We start from the raw sequence: 21,106 nt of genomic DNA on the forward strand, positions 1-21,106 counted from the left end.
TTGCGGTGCCTGAGCTATGATCGAGCGCTCCCTGGTGCGGTCGTTGCAGGATACCCATGCGTTTTCGTTGCAGTTTTGCCTTGAGCTCCATGTTGCTTGCCGGCTGCACCAGCCAGGCGATACAGCCACCGGCCCACACGACCCAGGTCGACGTACCTTCCATCCAGCGTCCCGCAGGAGAGACGCCGCAATGGTGGTTTCGCCATGGCGCCGCAGAAGCGGCGCGAGCCAACGGCGGAGCAGGCCATACGCAGAAGGCGAAGAACGTCATCGTGTTCCTGGGCGATGGCATGGGTGTGACCACCATCGCCGCGGCGCATGTCTATGCCGGCCAGCGCAAGGGCGTGGATGGTGAAAGCTATCGGTTGAGTTTCGAGAAGTTCCCGTACAGTGCGTTGAGCCGCACCTATGAGACCGACCAGCAGACTCCCGACTCGGCCGGCACCATGACCGCGATCATGACGGGTGTGAAGACACGCGCGGGTTTCATCGGCATTTCGCAAGTGCCCGTTCGCCAGGATTGTGCAGCCAGCAAGGGGCAGGAACTGGTCACGATGCTGGAGCTAGCATCGGCAGCGGGCATGAGCACCGGAGCCGTCACCACCACGCGTATCACGCATGCCACACCCGCGGCGACCTACGGACACTTGCCCGAACGCAACTGGGAGGTCGATACCGGTCTCACAGCCGCCGCCAGGACGGCCGGCTGCAAGGACTTTGCCGCGCAGCTGGTGGATTTTCCGCAGCGTGCGGGGCTCACCGTGGCCTTGGGCGGGGGCCGTACCGAATTCATGCCGGCCGCTCAGGTCGACCCCGAGTACCACGACAAGCATGGCCAACGTGCCGATGGGCGTGACCTGATTGCCGAGTGGAAGCGCCAGCATCCCCAGGGTGCGTATGTGTGGAACCTGGACCAGCTCCAGGCGCTGGATCTGTCACATACGCCGCAGTTGTTCGGTTTGTTCGAGCCTTCGCATATGCATTACGAACACGAGCGCGCCCAGGATCGCGCCGGTGAGCCAAGCCTGGCGCAGATGACCGCCAGCGCCATCGAGGTGCTCAAACAAAATCCGAAAGGCTTTTTCCTGATGGTGGAGGGCGGTCGCATCGATCATGCCCTGCACGCCGGCAATGCCTACCGTGCCCTGGACGAAACCGTGGCCATGGCCGATGCCGTGCAGGCTGCACTCGACCATACCGACCCGGCCGATACGCTGATCGTGGTCACCGCCGATCATAGTCATACGCTCACGTTTGCCGGCTACCCAAGGCGTGGCAACGACATGCTTGGCCTGGTGTCGGGTGTGACCGACAGCTACGACGAAAAAGGCAGCCCGGGTCCCGCGCTTGACGCGGCCGGCAAGCCTTACACGACATTGGGTTTCGCCAATGGTGCGGGCTATGTCGGCGCCAGCGACATTCAGCCGGAGGGCAGCAAGCACTTTCCTCACGAGCCCGGGCAATTCAAGGCCGCCACCATGGGCCGCCCAGACCTCACGACCGTGCGCACTGACGATCCATCCTACATGCAGGAGGCAACCGTGCCACTCAAGGCCGAGACGCATGGTGGCGAAGACGTTGCGGTATTCGCGTATGGCCCAGGCGCATCGGCTTTCCATGGCGAGATCGAAGAAAACACGATTTTTCACGTGATCGTGCAGCACACCCCGGCCCTGGTACGTGAGCTGTGTGCCTTGCAGGCATGCGATGCGCAGGGCTTGCCGATCAACCGACCGCTCTACAAAGACTGGATGGATTCACGCCAACGCTAGTGCACGCGCCTGTTGTCACGGTCATGCGTTAGATATCCCTGGTCGAACCTCCGGCAACGTGATCCACAGATACGCTGCTTTTCAAGCAAGATGCCTATTGGCTTACCACCGCGATCATGCCTCGTTGCGGGAAGCTGGATCACCACGGCGTCGCGATCTGGATCGCATCGACGCTGAACGGACGATACGGCTAAACGCAGGAGGCGACGTGAAAATCCCCGGTTCGATCAATTCAATGACGTGGCTGTGCTCGTCCGGTAAGACCCGGCTGACACTCAAGTTCGAGGCCCAGGTCCGGGTGGCGTCGCGCAAATTCGGCATGGACAGCGCTGCCCTCCGGCGTGATCAACGCGCCATCAATGACAGTCCCGTGGCCGCCAACGAGACCGTGTCGCCAGTCGGTGGCTTTGATGTGTTACCCCTGGCAAGCCCCCAAGGGGCCGCGCAAGTGCTGCGTATGCAATCGAACATGGCCTTGGCGCCACCGGATGCGCGAGCGGTGGCTAGGGAAATGATCATGCAGCGCCTGGGCGTCGACGGCGACAAGCAAATCGTTGCGCATTTCAAGGATGCCCAGGCCCGTGCCGAAGGCAAGCCAGATACCACGATGACCCTTACAGAGGCGGTCATGCAAGGTTTTTCCGCGCAGCAGGGGCACGGTGCCGGATGGGCGCTGGCAGACGGTATTGGAGGGGTGCTGGGAGGAGGGGCCAGCCCATCGCCAGGCCAGACCGTCGATGGTTTGATCCAAGGCCAGAGCCCCCTGGATATCGGCAAGAAAGTGGGTGAATTTATCTTCAGCCGTACCGCGATCGGCTGGATTTACAACACGGTCTTTGCACCCGGAAACGTGGTGGAAACCACCCGCGAGGATCTGCGCAACCTGGACGATGCCTTTGGTATTTTCCAGGCGAATGAAAAAGGCTTTCTGCCGGGAAATCAGACCCTGCGGCCCGATGGGGATGTGCTGCTACCGTCGGTGGCGGAGAGCTACTTCGAGGGCGGTTCCTTCGAACAGCTGCCTTACATCAAAAACCTCGACAGCCAGATCGCTAGCTACTGGTCCATGCATGGCAAGGAGTGGCCCGTGCTTGCGCGCTATGCGTTTGCCGCCCATGCGCGTGTTGCTCGCGACAAGGGAGAACTCGATCCTTCGCAGTACCGGATGGTGATGAAGGCGGCGGCACCCGCGATACCGCTGGAAGGCCCGGTGACATTGGCGCAGTTGAGTACATCTTCGCCCCCTGACACTTCAGTGCATGTCGAAAGATTTGGCTTCAGCGACAGCGCGGGCAACCGGGTGGCGTTGACCAACGTGTTGCGTTTCATCGAACCTCAGGGTGGCCAGACGCTTTATATCGCTGGTGGTGAACCGCGCTTCGTGTCCTTTGCCGATGCCGGTCATATGCAGCAATGGATGTCGGAACAGCTCGGCACGCCATCTGGCCGCGCGCAATGGGCTGCGCGCTTTCCGGCCGACGTTCGCCTGGACACGGGACCTGACGGAGCCGCAGCCATCATCCAGGCAGTCGCCCAGGGGGACGGGGGCGCGCAAAGTCGCATATCCGGGCAAACACTGTCCAAGGACCGGGACGTGTTCGTGGACATGTTCGAGCATGCGCGTGAGCAATCCATCCGGGACGCCAAAACGCACACCCGTTCGGCCTGGGAAATTTGGCGCGATAAGATCGACCGGATATCCATAGCCTTCGGGGACCTCGCGCCGCTGGTGCAGCTGAGTACGGGAGCCGACCGTGCCGTCAACGGCGACGACAAGCAGGAGCGTCATAAGGGTAAAGTCCAGATTGGCGACGGCCTGTTGGCCATCGGCGCCTTGGGGCTGGGTATGCTCCATAGCTCCGGCAAAGGTCAGGTGCCGCGAGCGTCGGAAGAGTTGGCCCAGGAAGCGGGCGGCGGCGAGCAGCCGGGTGGCGAAGTGATAGAAGTCGAACCGGCTGCCGTCACCGATTCTTCTGCCACCGACTTTCCCGCGCGCCCCGCGCTGCCGGGCCGAACTATTCATGTGCCCACCGACGGCGTCGATGGCGTTTACATAGATCGTGCCCATCCCACGATCCAGTGGAACAATAGCATCCTGAACGTCGTCTACGATGTCGCTGAAAAGGCCTGGAAAGAGCGGAGTGGCAGCCTTTACCTGTGGCGAGACCGTACCGGTGAATGGCAACGCGGCAGCCTCGATGAACTTCGTAATGCGCCGGACAAAATGGAGTCCAACTACGGCATGATGCTTGAACTGAGGTCCTTGCCGGCCTTGCGCGCTTCTGCCGAACTCCAGCCGATACCTCAGCAGATACACTCGATCTGGCTTGGCTCGAAACTTCCTGAGCATCTGGCCAGGAACATCATCGACAACGCGCACAACAGTCCCAGCATGGAACATGTTATCCACGTCGATGTCGACGGCCCTGAAGCCTTGCAATCCATCAAGGACGCGTTCAAAGATGGTCCTTCAAACATCAAGGTCAGTGTCTTACGCGAAGAGCCATTCTTCAATGAGTTCATGCAAAGCAAGGCGGGCAAGATCTTTGACCATTTCCGTTCGAAGAATCACGTCAACTATGCTGCCGCATCAGATGCGCTTCGCTACTGTTTAATTGATCGCTACGGTGGTATTTACATGGATACCGACGACACGATTACGTCACGGCTTCCTTCGACACCGTTGATGGCAGCCCCAGGAGAGATTCTGGCCAACTCTCCTGTTCAGCATGGCCTCTCCGGCCTGAAAGGTCTCAATACCAGTCATTTTGCCAGCCTTCCGGATAATCCAATCTTGAAGGAAGTCATCGAAAAAATGGCAACCCGTTTTGAGGTTAATCGCGAATATTTCGACAGTAAGCGACCGATGCATTCAGATGTTGACGCATTTCCAGAGTATGTCAAAAAGGTCTTCGAAACCACTGGGCCTATTCTTTTCAACGACATCCTGTCACGCCACGATCCCGCTTATAATGAGTTGGCAAAGGGAGGGCCGCTTCGCCTGGATATCATGCAACCTCCAGCCGAATATATGTCTCAGATGAAGGCAGTCGAGGAGCACCTTTTCCCGTTCATGGATCGATATCCGATCTCCATGGGAGGCGAGCACTCCTGGGAGACGACGCGCTGATCCAGAGCACATGATGGTCAACAATCTTCGCGCCAGTTGGCTCATGGCGTCGCCGGGACCATAAGCCACGCAGATTGTCCCTTGTAATCAGGCGGACCGGGCACTTGTCACGGCAACGCAAGATACGCCGGGTTACGCTGGTATCATGAAACGTATACTGCTTCTCGTCGTCTTGATCCTGGTTGTCATCATGTCCCATGTGCAGGCATCACAAGCCCCCATCGCGAGCAAGGTTATGGTCCTGGGGCATCGCGGCGCCAGCGCCTTGCGTCCGGAACATACGCTCGCTTCCTATGCCAAGGCGATCGCCGACGGCGCGGATTTCATCGAGCCAGACTTGGTCATGACGCGCGACGGTGTGATGGTGGCACGCCATGAAAACGAAATCGGCGGTACCACCGATGTAGCCCAGCATCCTGAGTTCGTGCAGCGCAAGACCACCAGAATCATCGATGGTCATAGCGTCACTGGCTGGTTCACCGAGGATTTTACCCTCGCCGAACTAAAGACGCTGCGTGCGCGTGAACGCCTGCCAGAGTTTCGCGGCACGCGCTATGACGGCCAGTTCCAGGTCCCCACGTTCGACGAGATCATCGATTTCGTGGCTGCCGAGGCTGCTACGCATGAGCGCAGTATTGGTATCATCCCGGAGATCAAGCACGGCACGTATTTCCAGAAGATCGGTTTACCGATGGAGCAGAAGGTCATCGCTGCCCTGGATGCACATGCTTACACACGCACCGCGCCAATAGAGATCCAGTCCTTCGAGACGGCCAACCTGCGCTATCTGCGCAGCCGTCTGGGCAAGAACCATCCGAACATTCGCTTGCTGCAATTGATCGACGATCTCGACCAGCAGCCGTTCGATATCGTCGCCACCGGCGGCAAACTGACATACGGTCAGATGTTGCAACCGAAAGGTCTGCACGATATTGCCACGTATGCCGATGCGATTGGTCCGAGCATGCGCGCGATCATTCCGCTGCGCGCCGATGGCCGGTTGGGCGAGGCCACCGAGGTTGTGCGCGATGCCCACGCCGAGCGCCTGGAAGTGCACGTTTATACATTCAGACCCGAAAATCATTTTCAGGCGAAGGATTTCTGGCAAGGCAGCGATCCGAGGCAGTTCAACGAAGCGGGATCGATAGCCGAGATCCGCGCCTATCTCGATGCCGGCATCGACGCGTTCTTTACCGATGATCCGGCGATTGGCCGCAAGGCGCTAGCTGGCCGTTGAGCCTGGTCAGGCTGGCGTTTCAAACAAGAAACGGCGCTACACTCGGACCGCGAAGGCGGAACCGGGGAGGAGCGCAGCCTTGAACACGCAGGAAACCATCATCACCTGGGCGACCCCGGTGTTCTTCGTGCTGATCGCGGTGGAGCTGTTTGTAGCGCGCCTGCAGGGGCGTAAGGCTTACCACGCCAGCGATGCGATCAACAGCTTGTCGCTGGGGGTGATTTCCCAGGTGGTTGCCGTTTTCACCAAGCTTCTGACCTTTGGTATCTACGCGTGGTGCGTGCAGCACCTGGCGCTCTTTCAACTGCCATCCCGCAGCATGTGGGTGTGGGTCACCGGACTGTTGTTCTACGACTTTTGCTACTACTGGCTGCATCGTTGTGGCCACGAAGTGAACATCCTTTGGGCTGCACACGTGGTGCATCATCAAAGCGAGGATTACAACCTCGCTACGGCGTTGCGCCAGACAGGCAGCGGGATGTTGCTGGGTTGGCTGTTCTACCTGCCGATGGCCTTTGTCGGCTATCCGCTGGAAGTATTCGTGGTTGTGGCGTTGGTCGATCTGCTTTACCAATTCTGGGTACATACCGAAGTCGTACGACGCTTGGGCTGGTTTGATCGGGTGTTCTGCTCGCCGTCCAACCACCGTGCACATCACGCCGTGAACGACCGATACCTCGATCGCAACTATGGCGGCGTGCTGATCATATGGGACCGCCTGTTCGGCACCTTCATCGAGGAAGACGACAATGATCGGCCCATCTATGGCACACGCTCGCCCTTGCGTAGCTGGAATCCGCTATGGGCCAATGCGGAGGTCTACTGGGCCACGTTCAAGGATGCCTGGCACGCGCGTCGCTGGCGCGACAAATTGCTCGTCTGGATCAAGCCGCCGGGCTGGCGACCCGCCGACGTCGCCGAACGCTTCCCCAAAGCGGCCTTCGATATCGATCGCGAACGTTTTGCGCCACCGTTGACTGCACCGATGCTGGTCTACAGCCTCGTGCAGTTCGCCTTACTGCTCGGCATGGGCGTGCATTTCCTGGATCTTGCCAAGCGCCTTCCGATGACGGAGCTGATCGGATATGCCGTCTTCCTGGTAATGAGTCTTTACGCGCTGGGTGCCTTGACCGAGGCACATCGTGCCGGACGCTGGCTCGAACTGGTGAGGCTGATTGCAACGGCGGCTATCCCGCTGCTGAGCGGCGGATGGTTTGGATCGCCTGTCATCGATATGCGCCTTCGGGTGGCGTTGATCGCATTGCCGCTTGTAAGTGCATGCGTGTTACTTGTAATCGTTCGCCGCGTTGCTCCGGGCATGACCTCGATCGCGGAGAGTGGCTTCGAGCCTTCAGGTGGCGCTACCCCTGCAACTGGCGTGGCCTTGCATCGCGATTGAAATCGCTCCTACGGACAGAGGGGACGGGCCATGCGCGCGCGTGCAGCATGGCACCCGCGATACAACCAGTTATGATCGCGTTACGTTTCCAGGAAGTCGCGCGATGAGTGTTTTGAGTAAATTGATACGCCACAAGCCGGTGGAGCAACTGCAGGCCGAGGCGGGCAAGCGCGGTGATTTCCGCAGGGTGCTTGGCCTATGGCAACTGACTGCTATCGGCATCGGCGGCATCATCGGCGTAGGTGTATTCGTACTCGCCGGTCAGCAGGCGGCTTTGAACGCGGGCCCAGCCGTGGCGCTTTCCTTCCTTATCGCCGGCATCGCCAGCGCTGCCGCGGCCCTGTGCTACGCCGAGTTCGCGGGCATGATCCCGGTCACCGGTAGTGCCTACACCTACGGCTATGCCGTGCTGGGCGAACTGGCGGCCTGGCTGATCGGTTGGGATCTGCTGCTCGAATACGCGCTGATCGTCGCAGTGGTGGCCATCGGCTGGGCCGGCTACGTACAGGCGGCCTTAAGCACTCTTGGCATCCATTTGCCCGCGTGGGCGCAAGGTGCCATTGGCACCGGCGAAGGCCACGTCTTCAACGTGATCGCTGCCTTGGTTACCTTGGGTGTATCTGCGCTGCTGATCTTTCGTACCGAATGGGGCGCTCGTTTCAATACCCTGGTCGTGGTGGTCAAGGTGCTCGCCGTAGCCCTGGTGATCGGCGTGGGCGTGTTCTATGTCGATCCTTCGCGTTGGACACCCTTCATTCCTGCACGTGTGGTGGGAGCTGATGGTGTTGGCCACTTCGGCTTCCAGGGTGTGGCGACCGCAGCGGCCGTGGTGTTCTTCGCCGTGTTTGGCTACGACACGCTGACCACCGCCGCGGAAGAGTCGAAGAATCCCCAGCGCGACCTGCCGCGCGCGGTGCTGCTATCGCTGGGTATTTCGATGACGATGTATCTGGCCGTATCTATGGTACTGACAGGTATCGCACACTACACCACGCTCAATACCGACGCGCCGGTAGCTGATGCATTCAAGGGGTTGGGTCTGCACTGGGTGGCGTTGACGGTATCGGTATCGGCGGTCTTTGGTCTCATCAGCGTGCTGTTCGCTTTCATGCTGGGCGCGACACGCATCTGGTTCGCGCTCGCACGCGACGGGCTTTTGCCTGGCTGGTTCGCCAAGGTGCATCCACGTTATGGCACGCCGCATCGACCGACCGTGGTGCTGGGCGTCTTTACCGCATTGGTGGCGGGTCTTTTTCCGCTCGACGAAGTCGCCAAACTGGTGAATATCGGCGTGCTATCGGCTTTCATCGTAATCTGTACGTCGATCATCGTACTGCGCGTGCGCAAGCCTCACCTGCAGCGCGCTTTCCGCACGCCTTGGGTGCCGTTGGTACCGTTGATCGGCATTGCCTTCTCGATCTGGTTGCTATCGGAGCTGCCGTTGGCCACGTGGGAACTGTTCGTGGTGTGGACCTCGTTGGGATTGCTGGCCTATTTCGGTTATGGCATCAGACATAGTCGATTGGAGCAGCACTAAGAAAAACGGCCGCGAATGCGGCCGTTTTTCCTGCGAAAGCGAACACTCAGAAGCGATATTCGAGCGATGCCGAGTAGGCGGCGATATTGGTGTTGGTTGCGCTGCCCTGGCTGCGGCGACCCATGCTCACGCCGTAGTTGTCGTAGTTCAATCCCAGGCTGACATGCTGGGTCATGTTGTAGCCCACACCGACGCCAGCATACCAACCGTTATTGGTGCTACGTAAGCTTTGCGACCGCGAAGGCACATCGTTGAACTGAGTAGTGGTCCGCGTCCGGGCATATCCACTATGGCCGGTGACGAACCAGCTTGGCGTAAAGTCCCACCGGGCGTTCACACCAAGCGTTGCTGCCTGGGTCCTGGCTGAAATGGTGCCTCCATCGAAAGAGGTCTTCGGACGGCCCAGGTAGGCATAGCCCATTTCCGGGCCGACGATACCGTTCCAGCGCCAGCCGAAGCGAGCGTTCTGGAACACACTCTTGTTGTGATCGACGCCTGCCGAGCGCAGTTTGGTCTGGCCCAGATTGCCTGCGACAAAGAAGTTGTCGAGAGGAGCGGCGTGGGCGATGAGGGGCAGCAAAGCTGCGGCGGCCAGCGTGGCCACGAAGAAGTTCTTGCGCATGAGAAGTCCATCTCTACGTTGTTGAGGTTCCGCCGCAAACGGCTCTACGGCGTGTCGCAGGTCAAATGAGGCGACTTACAGATCATAACTTACCCTTCTTAACTGGGCCTTTCCGGCGCCCTGCTGCAATGTCCGATCGCCCGTGACCTCTGGCAGGGGGTGCTGAAGGTCATGGGGGTCTAGCATCCCACGGTCAATTTGTGTCCAGCCCGGCGGCCACCCGCCGGGCCAAAGTGTCCATGGGAGACCTCCGTTGAAAGTTTCACGTCTTGCTTGTGCCGTGCTCGCCTCCGCCATGGGGTTGGGCAGTTTTGCCGCTGTCGCCGATGTGCCGGCCCCACAGAACGTACCCTACCAGGGCACCTTGAAGATCCACGTGGATGCAACCGATATCGCGCATCGCGTGTTTCGTGTGCAAGAGACGATTCCCGCCCAGGCCGGTCCGCTGACTCTGCTGTACCCCCAATGGCTGCCGGGCAATCATTCGCCGACCGGCCCGATCGACAAGTTCGCCGGTTTGAAGGTCACCGCCAACGGCCAGGTGCTGCCGTGGACGCGCGACCCGCTCAACGTCTATGCCTTTCATGTAGACGTGCCGCAGGGCGCCAGCGACGTGCAGGTGGAATTCCAGTTTCTCTCACCGCAGGACCCGCGCCAGGGCCGTGTCGTGATGACGCCAGAAATGCTCAATGTGCAATGGAACGCCGTGTCGGTGTATCCGGCCGGCTATTTCACCACCCAGATCAAGGCTGAGGCCAGCGTAACTCTGCCTGCCGGCTGGCAGCTTGGCACCGCCCTGGATGTCGCTGCGCGCAGTGGCGATACCGTCAGCTTCAAAGAAATCGACTATGACGACCTGGTCGATTCGCCGATCTATGCGGGCAAGTACTTCAAGCGTGTCGATCTCGATCCGGGCGCCAAGACACCGGTGTTCCTGAACATCGTGGCTGACGATCCGAAGTTCCTGGAGATCAAGCCAGAGCAATTGAAGGTGCACCAGAACCTCGTGCAGCAGATGTACAAGATGTACGGCGCACACCATTACAACCACTACGACTTCCTGCTGTCGCTCAGCGAGAAGATGAGCGGCAATGGCCTGGAACATCATCGCTCCAGCGAGAACGGTGTCGGTACGAACTATTTCACCGAGTGGGACAAGAGCGCCGTCGAGCGCGACCTGCTCTCGCATGAATTCAATCACTCGTGGGATGGCAAGTATCGCCGGGGGGCCGACCTGGCCACCCCGAGCTTCAATGTGCCGATGCAGGACAGCCTGCTGTGGGTGTACGAAGGCCAGACCCAGTTCTGGGGCTACGTCATGGCCGCGCGTTCCGGGCTGTGGAAGGAAGACATGGCGCGCGACATGCTCGCCTACGTGGCCGCGACCTATGAGAAGGGGCGTCCGGGCTTGCAGCTGTGGCGCAATATCCAGGACACGACCAACGACCCGATCATCGCGATGCGCCGTCCGCTGCCGTATCGCAACTACCAGATGAGTGAGGATTACTACTCGGGTGGCCAGATGATCTGGTTGGACGTCGACGGCAAGCTGCGCGAGTTGTCGGGCAACAAGAAGACCATCGACGATTTCGGCAAGAACTTCTTCGGCATGAAGAACGGCGAGTGGGACGTCAACACCTACACCTTCGAGGATGTGGTCAAGACTCTCAACGATATCCAGCCCTACGACTGGGCCAAGTACCTGCGCGAGCGCCTGGACGGTCATGGCCCGATCACCGGTGGTATCGAAGCGCACGGCTGGAAGCTGGTCTACACGGACAAGCCATCGGATGCGATCAAGGGAGTCGAGGCTCGCCGCGGTTCGACTGACCTGACCTATTCGCTTGGTGTGTCGGTGGGCAAGGGCGGCGACATCGCCGACGTGTTGTGGGATGGCCCGGCATTCAAGGCTGGCCTGTCGCCGGGCATGAAGCTGATCGGTGTCAACGGCAAGGAGTTCTCCAGCGACACGCTGAAGGACGCCGTGACCGCCTCGTCCAAGGACAAGAGCAAGCCGGTCGAACTGCTGGTCAAGAACTTCGATGAATTCCAGACCATCCGCATCGACTACCACGACGGCCTGAAGTACCCGCACCTGGAGCGCATCCAGGGCAAGCCGGATCGTCTGGCCGAACTGCTCAAGGCTCGCTGAGTTCCAGCCCCCATCATTGAAAGACCCTTCCCCTGGCAGGGAAGGGGTCTGATGAATCGGGGAGGGGGCGCCCACGCCGTGAGGCTGGGCCTCCCCGCCAAGCTCCGCTATACTTACCAGACTGCCCCGGGCCCACGTGCTCGCGGCACGTCCACCATGCGCCCGTAGCTCAGCCGGATAGAGTAGTGGCTTCCGAAGCCATTGGTCGGGGGTTCGAATCCCTCCGGGCGCGCCAATACCAGTCCAGAAGCGCCCAGTCGCGTTCAGGTGAAAAGCGAGTAAGGTAGTGAGTACGTGGCAATGCCATAAGCGCCGTTCCTCGCGGCGGCTTACTTGCATGCCTATCGATAGCGAGCTTCGTGCTTTGAGGCCTGGCGACAGGGTCTATCGTGTACTTTGCACCGGTGGCCTATGCATTGAGGTTCGTCCATCAGATGCAAAGCTCTGGTGCTCTCGTCGCGCCGGTAGATCGAGCAGGGCGGCGCTCGGTGAATATCCGGTGGTCTCCCTTGCCGAGGCGCGAACTTGGCGAGGTAACGCGTGTACTCCTATCAAGGGGCGAAGCCGGTACACACCACGAGAGTGCAGCGAAGTCGAAAAAGGTGGGAATTACTTCTGTCAGACTTTCAAGGATGTGTTGATCACCACGAAATCGCGACACAAAGCAGACCGTTCCCCTTATGGGGTTGACGGCTTAAGCGAGGCAATCCAGCCATCTATCGCTTTATCGTCGTCCAAATGAATGGACGGCTCATAGACCTGACGGCTCGCGCGGTATCGTCCCTGAAGGAGTTGGACCGGGATGGTGGCGTCACCTCGCCCGCTCGGCAACGAGATGGATTCCACTTCTGTGTAAATGGTGTCCCACCCTGTCGCCTGACCCACTTGTACGACATGGGGCGCCTCCAAAACCCGGTCCATGAAATCAAGGCATGCGCTGATGCAAGCACTATCGGTAATGACAAAGACTTTCTTTGGGCCAGCCTTTAGTGCGCCTCGATCCACGGTTGGAACGATCGGTTCCTGGTAAAGCAGTTGGTTATGGTTTACGGCGCCACGCAGTCCGGAGAGCAACTGGTCATATCCGGCTAGTTCAGTGGGGTAGCGCTGAGCAATTCGAGGTCGCCTTTGCTCAAGATCGCGCAGAACATTGCGTGATGCGCGCCATGCTGAACTTTTTGCCCGCCGACCGGCTAGTGCAGGAAGCGCGTGATTTCCCCAGATGGCCATGAGCACGCGATCACCTGGCTCAGATGCACCGCCACCGTTGCCACGCAAGTCGATCACTAGCGTGCCCGGTGTGTTTCTTGCCAGCTCCTTCTCCGCTTGGTCAATGGCGTGAATTACGTCGTCAAAACCAGGTTCGCCGGCGTAAAAAGTAGGTAGCCTCAGGAGCCAAATATCCGAGCTGAGTTGCTCAAAGCCTCCTCGTCGCGTCAGCGCAGCCCCGGGAGGCGGAGACGCGGCGTCCTGAGTATCGTTCAACTCCACGCTTAGATGAGGGTCTTCAAAACTTGCCACATAAGCGGTTAGAACGTCGCGGTAGTCACCGACCGTTCGCGCTTTATCAGCCCTTCTAAGAGCTTTACGTGCCGCCTCGTTTGCCCTTCGCCGAAAAGCCGGATCGCCTGGGTTCACCATGCCAGGATGGTCTTGTGCGATTCGGGCGGACAAAAAACGAACGTCATCGCTTGCATCACGTGCGACGTCGCGAGCGTGGACAAAAGAGCATGTCGTGGCAAGCACGATGCCGATGGTGGTGATCCAGGTGAAGAAGTTCATACGCTGGTTCTCGGATGCCGTACTGTTGCCGGGCTTCAGGCGCACTTTGGCGATGCATCTGCGTGCTGTCCAGTAACTATCGGCACCCTTCAGAGTTGAAAAGATCCATCTTTCGATGGACCGAAGCGGACACTCTGGTAGGCGGACACGTGAGAAGCGACACGGTAATCATCACCGGCGGTATGCCTCCGATGCCCGGAGCAGGCATTCAATTCGGCAGACCACAACGGCTTGCACAACTGCTTCATGGCCAGGCGCGGCCAGGTCGTAAGTCATGGAGATCGCTTCCATCGCCATGCGCTTGTTCGGCCGAGATGCTCCGGCATCTTCGATAGAAATGAACTTCTTCGGCGGATCGTTCGAGCGGCGCCAAGTTTGCCCAATGAGGGGTTCGGCCTGGATCTGCACGACCTATCGAGGAAGCGCAAGCCAGGCACGAGCTCCCTGGATCATGGAGCGAATCTTGCTGCTTGCCCGTTCATGGTCAAGCCATGGGTTGGCGGGCGCAAGAGATCATGATCATTCGGTTGCAAACAGAACTGCCCAAAAGCGTGGAGCGCTTCGATGCGAAGCTGCTCGTCAAGAATGCGCGCAAAGGAAATTTCATGCTGGCGCTGTTCAAGTTTAGCCGCGCATTGTCATACCCTGTGAACGCACGGCAGCAAGCCACGTGTCTTGAACATGCCATGGTAACGTCATGACCGCCGCTGCCCACGATTCGTTGGCTTGCCGGCTGGTCGGCATGCTACTCAAGCTCAATCGCTGGTTCGATAAGATCATCGGCTTGTGGGTCAATACGCGTTGTAGCCGACTGGATGTATAACCGGGCCGTAGCGTCCGGATAAACCGTAATTGGGAGACTGTGTGAGCAACGATCAAGACGATCCGAAGTGCCTCGTGTTCAATCCGCCGTTAGTGGCGCTGCTCTACAAAGCGGAGCAAACCATGGGCGCTCCACTCACGGAGGCTCAGGTGCTAGCCATCCGGGACCATGCCATCTGCGTTGTTCTCCCTTATAACGTAGCCGTCGCAGGGGAAAAAGCCAGAGGCTATCCTGATATCGTTGCTGAAAATTGCTGGGCCGAGTGGCAATTGGCACGAAAGCAGCTATTTGAGCAAGGCTCCTAACAACTCGTTCAAGGCGGACGGCTTCGCCGTCGCTTGACTCCAGCGTTAGGCCACGACTACCGATTCTGCATCCTGTATTTTCATTGACCGGTCAAAGTGGAGCGCTGCTAGCCAGCGCAACGGTGGCCAGTACGATCGCAACGCCACCCAATATGAGGGCATCCGCTGCAAGTGCTCTATTTGCACCCGGTCGTTCGTCTGCACGCTCGGGGAGCAGCAGCAAGCGTATGAGGTCGACAAACGCTTTGTTTGGTATAAACCAACCCTGTGCGGCGTGTGCAAGGCTGCTAGGTCCGGCTCCGATGGCGCGGGCACCGTGGCCTGACAAGTCGTCCAGGCGGACGCCGTAGCGGCGCCGCTTAACTCAAGCGTTAGCCGAGGAAATATGGCCGAAACCTATTTGCAGTTCGTTCCCGTCGACCCGGCATACCAGCCGTCGCTGGCCGCCCTTGAAGAGGCAAGGGAACTACTTGAGTCCATCCTTCCTCAAGCTCGCGAAGTTACTGCCGGTAACTATCCGGGAATCCAGTTCTTCGACTCCGGACAGGAATGGGAATATCCGACGTGTCCGCATTGTGGCGCAGGCTCAGAGGACTGGTTTCAACATGCCATGGAACACGCATGGAATGAGAGCGAGGGCGCGTATCACGACCTATCAATAACTACTCCCTGCTGCAACAGTAATATCCTGCTGTCTCAACTCCACTTTCCGGGTGGCGACCGTTTCGCCTCGTTCCTCCTCGAAGCATCCAGCCCATGGGGCGACACGACTCCAGCTCAAGACCTTCAACTTGAGACCATTCTTGGCTCCAAGCTCATCAAAAAGTTAGTTGCAAGGTAGGCTGCGCCAGCTAACAAACCATTCGAGTCGGACGGCTACGCCGCCACTCAATTCCGGCGTTAGGCTCCAATGTCAGCGATTCTGCTTCTTGTTGCTGCCGCGGTAGTCTACGGATTTGCTCTTCGGGGGCTTGCCGAGTTTCTCGCTCACGTGAGCTTTGAAGATGGCGTGACAAGGAAAAGATAATCGCTACTCAATAGCCATCGATCTCTCGTTGCCTCCAGCATGCCTCGTGACGTGTTGTTTGGGGTGCTCAAGCGTCCCGCGTCCCCAGCAATACCCGCCCGAAATCCTGCAATGCCGGTCGCGAGAGTTTGTACAGCGCGGCCGGTCGGCCTGCGCCCTCATGCACGCGCGCGCCGCGTGCGCGCACGATCATGCGTTGCTCGGCCACCTTGCGGCGGAAGGTCGATTGATCCAGTTGTTGGTTCAGCACAGCCTCGTAGACGGCCATGAGTTCGGGCAGGGTGAAGGTATCGGGCAGCAGGAACGCTGGTAGCGAGGAATAGGCGGCTTTGCCTCGTACGCGATCCAGTGCCTGGGCCACGATGGCGGTGTGATCGAAGGGCAGGCTGGGACAGGGGCGTACGGTGACCCAGCGAGTCCGTTGCGCGTCCAATCCGGTGACCTTGTGCTCGGGCACCAGGGCGAGATAGGCCACCGACAGCGACCACCCGCGCGGATCGCGATCCGCGCTGCCAAACGTGCACAGTTGTTCGAGGTAGGCGACGTCGCCGCCGGTCTTGCTGCGGAACACGCGGCGTACCGTGTCTTCCAGCGCGTGGTCCTCGTCCGTATGCACGAAGCCGCCGGGCAAGGTCCAGGCGCCCGGGGCAACGGGTGAATCGGCCGCGCGTTGCGCCAGCAGCAATTGCAGGGCGCCCTCCTTGAGGGTGAGGACGACGATATCGGTAGTCACGATCGGGGTGGGGTAGTCGTCGCTCACGATGAGCTCCTCAAATTTCTTTTGCTTTGCAAAAAATTACCTGATTTTTCGAGCTGAAACAATGATCTTTGGTCAAAAATTTGCCTCATTATTATTTAATTGCAAACAACAAATATTTGCTAGCATATCGCCATGGACCTGCTCACCGCCTCTGCTGCTGATTTGCTTGCCGCCACCGACGCGCAGTGGGAAGCCGCACTGGGTGTCGCGCTGACGGAACGATTGACATTGCTGCGTCGCTTGTCCGGGCGCTGGCACCCGGACCATTGCATCGATTCCCAAGCGGCTGCGGTGTTTGCCCGTATCCAACGCCAGCGTCGGCGCGTGTCTGGTGGTTCGCGGATGCTGGCGCCCGATCGCCGGGCTACTGAGGCACGTCCGGTTTTTGAAAGCACGGCGACAGCCGATGGTCGTCGCTGGACGATGCCCTACCTGGCGACCTATGCCAGTGAGCTCGGTGCGGTCTACATCGGGCAGCGCAGTTTGCTCGAAGTGGTGCCATTGAATATGGCCGACCTGGCCGAGCGTAGCGTCGCGCAGACATCACGATGGACGTTCGCTTCCGCCGGCATGGAGGAGCAGATCCGTCCGTGTCTGCCTGCGCCCGCCACGGTGCATCGCACGGCCGACGCGGTGCTGGTGGTGCGCCCTCGTGACCCCGCGCTGGTGCGGCTGGCCGACGTCATGGCCCACGTCGGCACCGTGCCGCCTGAGCATGTAGCCTGGATCGGTAGCGGTCTGTGGAACCTGGCCTGCTATCTGGAGTATGCGCAGCGCGCGCATCCGGCGATCGATGCCTCCACGGTGTGGATCGATACCGTGCGTCACCGCGTGGCGTTGCTGGGCGGCTGGGCTTATGCCGGTCGCATCGACGAGCGCTGGGCCGCGCTTCCGGGCAACACCCTGGCCGACGTTACGCCCGCATGGCGCGGTGATCCGGTCCAGCGCAGCGCGCTCGGTCACATCCGCATCCGCCGCTTGCTGCGCGCATTGCTCGGTGACGCCACTGGCATGGGGCCGATAACGGCCAGGGCACCGGCGGCATGGGTCACCTTCGCCCGCAGTCCGGCTGCCGGTAGCGCGATCGACCAGTATCGGTCATGGAAAAAAGTCGTCGAAACAACGTTTGGTCCCCCTCGCTTTGCGACATGGGATCTGTCCACAAGCACCATTTATCCGGAGAACTGATATGGGCTCTGCACGTTGGAATCCCAGTGACTGGGATCGTTATGCCGCTTCCACCAGCAGCAAGTCGCGTGGCGCTATCTTCGCGTCGCGCGGCATGCACGCTGCGCTCGATCCGAAGAACATCACCCTGCGCGAATCGGTCGATTCCGATCTCAACCCGCAATCGACGCCCATCATCGTGGCGCTCGATGTCACCGGCTCCATGGGCAGCATTCCCGAGGCGCTGATCAAGGGCAGCCTGGGCACTTTCATCGACGAGGTCTACCACCGCAAGCCGGTGACCGACCCACACCTGATGTTCATGGGAGTGGGCGATGCCTTCTTTGATCGCGCACCGCTGCAAGTGACACAGTTCGAAGCCGACCTGCGCATCGCCGAGCAATTGTCGTCCATCTACCTGGAGGGCGGTGGTGGTGGCAACGCCAGCGAGTCCTACCACTTGCCTTGGTATTTCGCCGGCGTGCGCACGAAGACCGACTCGATCGCCAAGCGCAACACCAAGGGCTATCTCTTCACCGTGGGCGATGAGCAGGTGCCACCGGCACTGACGGTCGCCCAGGCCCAGGCCATTTTCGGCGACGATATCGAGCGTGATTACAGCCCGGCGGACTTGCTTGCCCTGGCCGAGCGCTATTACCACGTGTTCCATATCATCGTGGAGCAGGGCAATGCGTGCAGTTCGCCGGCGAGTCGCGATGCGGTGTTCGACAGTTGGCATCACCTGATGGGGCAGCGTGTGATTCCCCTGTCCGACTACACGCGGCTGTCGGAAGTACTGGTATCGACCATCCAGGCCAACGAGGGTGCACACGCGGCAGATGTTGCCGCCAGTTGGACCGGTGATACGGCGTTGGTGGTGCGCCGTGCCCTCGCAGGACTCCCCAGCCCCACTGCGGGGGCGACACCGGCACTCACTCGCTTCTAAGTCGCGGAGCTGAACATGGTCATACGCATGCAGGCGGTTATCGGGGCGGGATTCGGTGACGAGGGCAAAGGCCGCACGGTAGACGCCCTGGTCGCCGATGCTCATCGGGACGGCCTGAATGCCTGGGTGGTTCGCTTCAACAGCGGAGCCCAGGCGGGTCACACCGTCGTGACGCCCGATGGCAAGCGCCATGTATTTCATCAGGTTGGCAGCGGGGCATTGCTCTGTGCCCCGACCTACCTCGGGGCCGAAGTAGCGTTGAACCCCTGGTTGCTTGGCGCCGAGCTGGATGCACTGGCCGGCATGGGCGTGTCCGCGCCGTATCTGGTGGCCGATCCGCGTGCGCCGGTGTCGGTGCCCTGGGACGCGATGATCAACCAGGCGCTGGAACACGCCCGTGGCGAGGGGCGTCATGGCAGTTGCGGCGTGGGTTTCGGAGAAACCGTGGAGCGCTCGCGGCACGAGGCCTTTGCCCTGCGTGGGCAGGACCTGGCGTCTGAGGCGCGCGTGCGAGCCCGTTTGGCCGTGATCCGCCACGAGTATCTGCCAGGCAGGCTGGCGCAGGCGGGGCTATCCGGCGATGCCCTGGGCCCCTGGATGGACAGCGTGGCTCTGCTTGACCGCTTCGTGGCAGACGCCCTGGCCCTGGGCCGTCGCCTGGTATGGCGCGCCACGCAGGTGCTGGCCGACCAGGATGTGCTTGTCTTCGAGGGCGCCCAAGGATTACGGCTGGACCAGGATCTGGGTGATTTCCCCTTCGTGACCCGATCCCATACCGGTTTGCCGGGCATTGTTCGCGTGCTCAAGGATGCCGGCCTGGATACGATCGCGCCGTTGGAGGCGCACTATGTGACGCGTGCCTATCGCACCCGCCATGGTGCCGGGCCATTGGCCGACGAGCTTCCTGGTCCATCCGCGCCGGATTTCCATGACCCGACCAATGTGCCCAATCCTTACCAGGGCAGCTTACGCTTCGCCCATCTGGACCCCATCGCGTTGCGTGACGACATCTGGCGTGATCTGCGGCGAGGTTCCACCGAGAACGCGACTGTGGGGGTGTGCCCGATGCTCGAAGTCACCTGCCTGGACCAAATGGGACCGCATACGATGTGGCGTGATGGCCGCCGTTGGCCCACCGCCGAACTGGCGCAGGCCACGGCCGATGCGATCGGCATTCCCCTGGCTGCACAGGCATGGGGACCTGCCCGCACGGATCGACGGGAAGCCGGCACGAGCAGGGGGCATCGGGATGCTATCGCGACGGAGTCGTCGTTGAGCCCGTGTCTGTAAGTGGCTCTGCGTAACGGACCGAACTGACGTGACGCGTGATGAAGGTTTGTTCAGGATCACCGTGCCGCCTGTCCGCGAAATCTTCGTCGCCTGTGCGAGGATGACGGCTCGCATCGCCAGCAATACAGGGACCTTGACGTTACATGGCCGTCGCGCAACAACCGCTTTCCATTCGCATCGCCGGCACGGGTGAACACGTTGCTGCGCGTCGCGTCACATCCGATGAGCTCGATACCCGTTGGCGCAAGCCTTCTGGATGGACCCAGCGTCATTCCGGCGTGCTGAGTCGTTTCTTCGCCGCTGATGGAGAAACCACGTCCTCGATGGCTGCCAGTGCGGCCAGGCAGGCGCTGGCCGCTGCGGGGCTGGAGCCGGGCGATCTCGATGCCATCGTTTCAGCATGCAGCGTGATGGAGCAGGCCATTCCATGCACAGCGGTATTGATCCAGCGTGCATTGGGCCTGGGCGGCAGCGGTATCCCGTCCTTCGACATCAATGCGACCTGCCTGAGTTTCATTGCCGCGCTCGATATGATCAGTGCCGCCATGGCCATCGGGCGATATCGTCGAGTGCTGCTGGTGTCGAGCGAGGTCGCTTCGGCGGGTCTGAATTGGGACGATCCGGTCACCGCCATGCTGTTTGGCGACGGCGCGGCAGCGGTGGTGCTGGAGCATTGCGAGGGCGCCTCGTCGCAATTGCTGGGCGTGCGTCTGGAGACCTATGCCGATGGCGCCGAACTTTGTCAGGTGCGCTCGGGCGGTACACGTATCCGATTGCGCGACGATCCAGAGGCTTTCCGGCAAGGTGCGTACTTCGAAATGCACGGACCGGCGACGTATCGCATGGCGGCCAGGCTTTTGCCGCCTTTCCTGGAGCGCCTGTTTGAGTGCGCCGATGTGTCCATCGATGGGTTGTCGTGCATCGTGCCGCACCAGGCCAGCATGAAAGGCCTGGCCCATCTGGAATCGGCGTTGCAGTTGCCGGCAGGCATGTTGTTTCGCGTACTGGCCATGCGTGGCAATCAGATGGCCGCATCGATTCCCGTGGCCCTGCACCAGGCCATCGAGGCCGGCCGCATTCGTCGTGGCGATACCATCGCCCTGGTGGGCTCGGGCGCTGGCCTGTCGTTTGGCGGCGCAGTGCTGAAGTACTGAGCG

General features: G+C 60.3%; 19 protein-coding genes and 1 tRNA gene. 16 read left to right on the plus strand and 4 right to left on the minus strand.

All coding sequences use genetic code 11. The annotated features are described in order from the left end of the window. Positions 1–56 precede the first annotated feature (56 nt). The 5 genes from VF436_RS15360 to VF436_RS15380 all read left to right on the plus strand — a co-directional run bounded on the left by VF436_RS15360 (position 57) and on the right by VF436_RS15380 (position 9,075). Positions 57–1,772, plus strand: a complete 1,716-nt coding sequence (locus tag VF436_RS15360) for an alkaline phosphatase (RefSeq protein WP_414649869.1) — start codon at positions 57–59, stop codon at positions 1,770–1,772. A gap of 208 nt (positions 1,773–1,980) precedes the next feature. Beyond that, a complete protein-coding gene (locus VF436_RS15365; RefSeq protein WP_330904900.1) occupies positions 1,981–4,902 on the plus strand; it encodes a glycosyltransferase family 32 protein in 2,922 nt (973 codons plus the stop codon). Positions 4,903–5,047: 145 nt separating this feature from the next. Then, the gene (locus VF436_RS15370; protein WP_330904901.1) at positions 5,048–6,139 is read left to right on the plus strand and encodes a glycerophosphodiester phosphodiesterase; all 1,092 of its coding nucleotides are present in this window, start codon (positions 5,048–5,050) and stop codon (positions 6,137–6,139) included. 79 nt (positions 6,140–6,218) lie between these two features. Beyond that, positions 6,219–7,538: a sterol desaturase family protein gene (locus VF436_RS15375; protein WP_330904902.1), complete on the plus strand. Its 1,320-nt coding sequence runs from the start codon at positions 6,219–6,221 to the stop codon at positions 7,536–7,538. 103 nt (positions 7,539–7,641) lie between these two features. Further along, the gene (locus tag VF436_RS15380; RefSeq protein WP_330904903.1) at positions 7,642–9,075 is read left to right on the plus strand and encodes an amino acid permease; all 1,434 of its coding nucleotides are present in this window, start codon (positions 7,642–7,644) and stop codon (positions 9,073–9,075) included. Between the two features lie 46 nt (positions 9,076–9,121). Here VF436_RS15380 and VF436_RS15385 read toward each other — a convergent pair whose 3' ends face one another. Beyond that, positions 9,122–9,697, minus strand: coding sequence for an outer membrane protein (locus tag VF436_RS15385; protein ID WP_330904904.1), 576 nt, complete (start codon positions 9,695–9,697; stop codon positions 9,122–9,124). A gap of 295 nt (positions 9,698–9,992) precedes the next feature. On the opposite strand from VF436_RS15385, the gene VF436_RS15390 reads away from it, so the two are divergent. The 3 genes from VF436_RS15390 (at position 9,993) to VF436_RS21730 (ending at position 12,591) form a co-directional block, all read left to right on the plus strand. Next, positions 9,993–11,849 (plus strand): M61 family peptidase, encoded by a 1,857-nt coding sequence (locus VF436_RS15390; protein ID WP_330904952.1) that lies wholly within the window; start codon positions 9,993–9,995, stop codon positions 11,847–11,849. Positions 11,850–12,007: 158 nt separating this feature from the next. After that, a tRNA-Arg gene (locus VF436_RS15395) sits at positions 12,008–12,084 on the plus strand. A gap of 102 nt (positions 12,085–12,186) precedes the next feature. Next, positions 12,187–12,591 carry an Arm DNA-binding domain-containing protein gene (locus tag VF436_RS21730; RefSeq protein WP_414649870.1) on the plus strand — a complete coding sequence of 135 codons (405 nt, stop codon included), beginning with the start codon at positions 12,187–12,189 and terminating at the stop codon, positions 12,589–12,591. Here VF436_RS21730 and VF436_RS15400 read toward each other — a convergent pair. Continuing rightward, entirely contained in the window at positions 12,528–13,631 is a 1,104-nt protein-coding gene (locus tag VF436_RS15400; RefSeq protein WP_330904905.1) for a S41 family peptidase, read from the minus strand. The genes VF436_RS21730 and VF436_RS15400 overlap by 64 nt on opposite strands. Before the next feature lie 171 nt (positions 13,632–13,802). Continuing rightward, positions 13,803–14,039 (minus strand): hypothetical protein, encoded by a 237-nt coding sequence (locus VF436_RS15405; RefSeq protein WP_330904906.1) that lies wholly within the window; start codon positions 14,037–14,039, stop codon positions 13,803–13,805. Positions 14,040–14,146: 107 nt separating this feature from the next. On the opposite strand from VF436_RS15405, the gene VF436_RS15410 reads away from it, so the two are divergent. The 4 genes from VF436_RS15410 (at position 14,147) to VF436_RS15425 (ending at position 15,600) form a co-directional block, all read left to right on the plus strand. Next, entirely contained in the window at positions 14,147–14,332 is a 186-nt protein-coding gene (locus tag VF436_RS15410) for a hypothetical protein (RefSeq protein WP_330904907.1), read from the plus strand. Further along, the gene (locus VF436_RS15415) at positions 14,329–14,454 is read left to right on the plus strand and encodes a hypothetical protein (protein WP_330904908.1); all 126 of its coding nucleotides are present in this window, start codon (positions 14,329–14,331) and stop codon (positions 14,452–14,454) included. Before VF436_RS15410 ends, VF436_RS15415 begins: the two co-directional genes overlap by 4 nt. Positions 14,455–14,495: 41 nt before the next feature. Further along, positions 14,496–14,759 (plus strand): hypothetical protein, encoded by a 264-nt coding sequence (locus VF436_RS15420; RefSeq protein ID WP_330904909.1) that lies wholly within the window; start codon positions 14,496–14,498, stop codon positions 14,757–14,759. A 385-nt stretch (positions 14,760–15,144) separates the two neighbouring features. Then, positions 15,145–15,600, plus strand: a complete 456-nt coding sequence (locus VF436_RS15425) for a hypothetical protein (protein WP_330904910.1) — start codon at positions 15,145–15,147, stop codon at positions 15,598–15,600. A gap of 253 nt (positions 15,601–15,853) precedes the next feature. Here VF436_RS15425 and VF436_RS15430 read toward each other — a convergent pair whose 3' ends face one another. Beyond that, on the minus strand, positions 15,854–16,546 hold the full coding sequence (locus tag VF436_RS15430; protein ID WP_330904911.1) for an NUDIX hydrolase: 693 nt from the start codon (positions 16,544–16,546) through the stop codon (positions 15,854–15,856). Positions 16,547–16,678: 132 nt separating this feature from the next. Here VF436_RS15430 and VF436_RS15435 point away from each other — a divergent pair, with 132 nt between their 5' ends. The 4 genes from VF436_RS15435 (at position 16,679) to VF436_RS15450 (ending at position 21,103) form a co-directional block, all read left to right on the plus strand. Next, on the plus strand, positions 16,679–17,734 hold the full coding sequence (locus VF436_RS15435; RefSeq protein WP_330904912.1) for a hypothetical protein: 1,056 nt from the start codon (positions 16,679–16,681) through the stop codon (positions 17,732–17,734). 1 nt (position 17,735) lies between these two features. Continuing rightward, positions 17,736–18,659: a hypothetical protein gene (locus VF436_RS15440; protein ID WP_330904913.1), complete on the plus strand. Its 924-nt coding sequence runs from the start codon at positions 17,736–17,738 to the stop codon at positions 18,657–18,659. Positions 18,660–18,674: 15 nt separating this feature from the next. After that, positions 18,675–19,949 (plus strand): adenylosuccinate synthetase, encoded by a 1,275-nt coding sequence (locus VF436_RS15445; protein WP_330904914.1) that lies wholly within the window; start codon positions 18,675–18,677, stop codon positions 19,947–19,949. A gap of 143 nt (positions 19,950–20,092) precedes the next feature. Beyond that, positions 20,093–21,103 (plus strand): 3-oxoacyl-[acyl-carrier-protein] synthase III C-terminal domain-containing protein, encoded by a 1,011-nt coding sequence (locus tag VF436_RS15450; RefSeq protein WP_330904915.1) that lies wholly within the window; start codon positions 20,093–20,095, stop codon positions 21,101–21,103. The last annotated feature ends 3 nt before the right edge of the window (positions 21,104–21,106 follow it).

It is taken from the genome of Dyella sp., assembly GCF_036384435.1.
Classification (GTDB): Bacteria; Pseudomonadota; Gammaproteobacteria; order Xanthomonadales; family Rhodanobacteraceae; genus GSA-30.

What these genes read in the sequence shown, in the direction of transcription:
- VF436_RS15410 (WP_330904907.1), top strand. Translation starts at nt 14,147, where the DNA reads ATGATCATTCGGTTGCAAACAGAACTGCCCAAAAGCGTGGAGCGCTTC.
- VF436_RS15360 (WP_414649869.1), top strand. Translation starts at nt 57, where the DNA reads ATGCGTTTTCGTTGCAGTTTTGCCTTGAGCTCCATGTTGCTTGCCGGC.
- VF436_RS15440 (WP_330904913.1), top strand. Translation starts at nt 17,736, where the DNA reads ATGGGCTCTGCACGTTGGAATCCCAGTGACTGGGATCGTTATGCCGCT.
- VF436_RS15415 (WP_330904908.1), top strand. Translation starts at nt 14,329, where the DNA reads ATGACCGCCGCTGCCCACGATTCGTTGGCTTGCCGGCTGGTCGGCATG.
- VF436_RS15400 (WP_330904905.1), bottom strand. Translation starts at nt 13,631, where the DNA reads ATGAACTTCTTCACCTGGATCACCACCATCGGCATCGTGCTTGCCACG.
- VF436_RS15435 (WP_330904912.1), top strand. Translation starts at nt 16,679, where the DNA reads ATGGACCTGCTCACCGCCTCTGCTGCTGATTTGCTTGCCGCCACCGAC.
- VF436_RS15390 (WP_330904952.1), top strand. Translation starts at nt 9,993, where the DNA reads ATGGGGTTGGGCAGTTTTGCCGCTGTCGCCGATGTGCCGGCCCCACAG.
- VF436_RS15425 (WP_330904910.1), top strand. Translation starts at nt 15,145, where the DNA reads ATGGCCGAAACCTATTTGCAGTTCGTTCCCGTCGACCCGGCATACCAG.
- VF436_RS15450 (WP_330904915.1), top strand. Translation starts at nt 20,093, where the DNA reads ATGGCCGTCGCGCAACAACCGCTTTCCATTCGCATCGCCGGCACGGGT.
- VF436_RS15380 (WP_330904903.1), top strand. Translation starts at nt 7,642, where the DNA reads ATGAGTGTTTTGAGTAAATTGATACGCCACAAGCCGGTGGAGCAACTG.
- VF436_RS15385 (WP_330904904.1), bottom strand. Translation starts at nt 9,697, where the DNA reads ATGCGCAAGAACTTCTTCGTGGCCACGCTGGCCGCCGCAGCTTTGCTG.
- VF436_RS21730 (WP_414649870.1), top strand. Translation starts at nt 12,187, where the DNA reads ATGCCTATCGATAGCGAGCTTCGTGCTTTGAGGCCTGGCGACAGGGTC.
- VF436_RS15445 (WP_330904914.1), top strand. Translation starts at nt 18,675, where the DNA reads ATGGTCATACGCATGCAGGCGGTTATCGGGGCGGGATTCGGTGACGAG.
- VF436_RS15370 (WP_330904901.1), top strand. Translation starts at nt 5,048, where the DNA reads ATGAAACGTATACTGCTTCTCGTCGTCTTGATCCTGGTTGTCATCATG.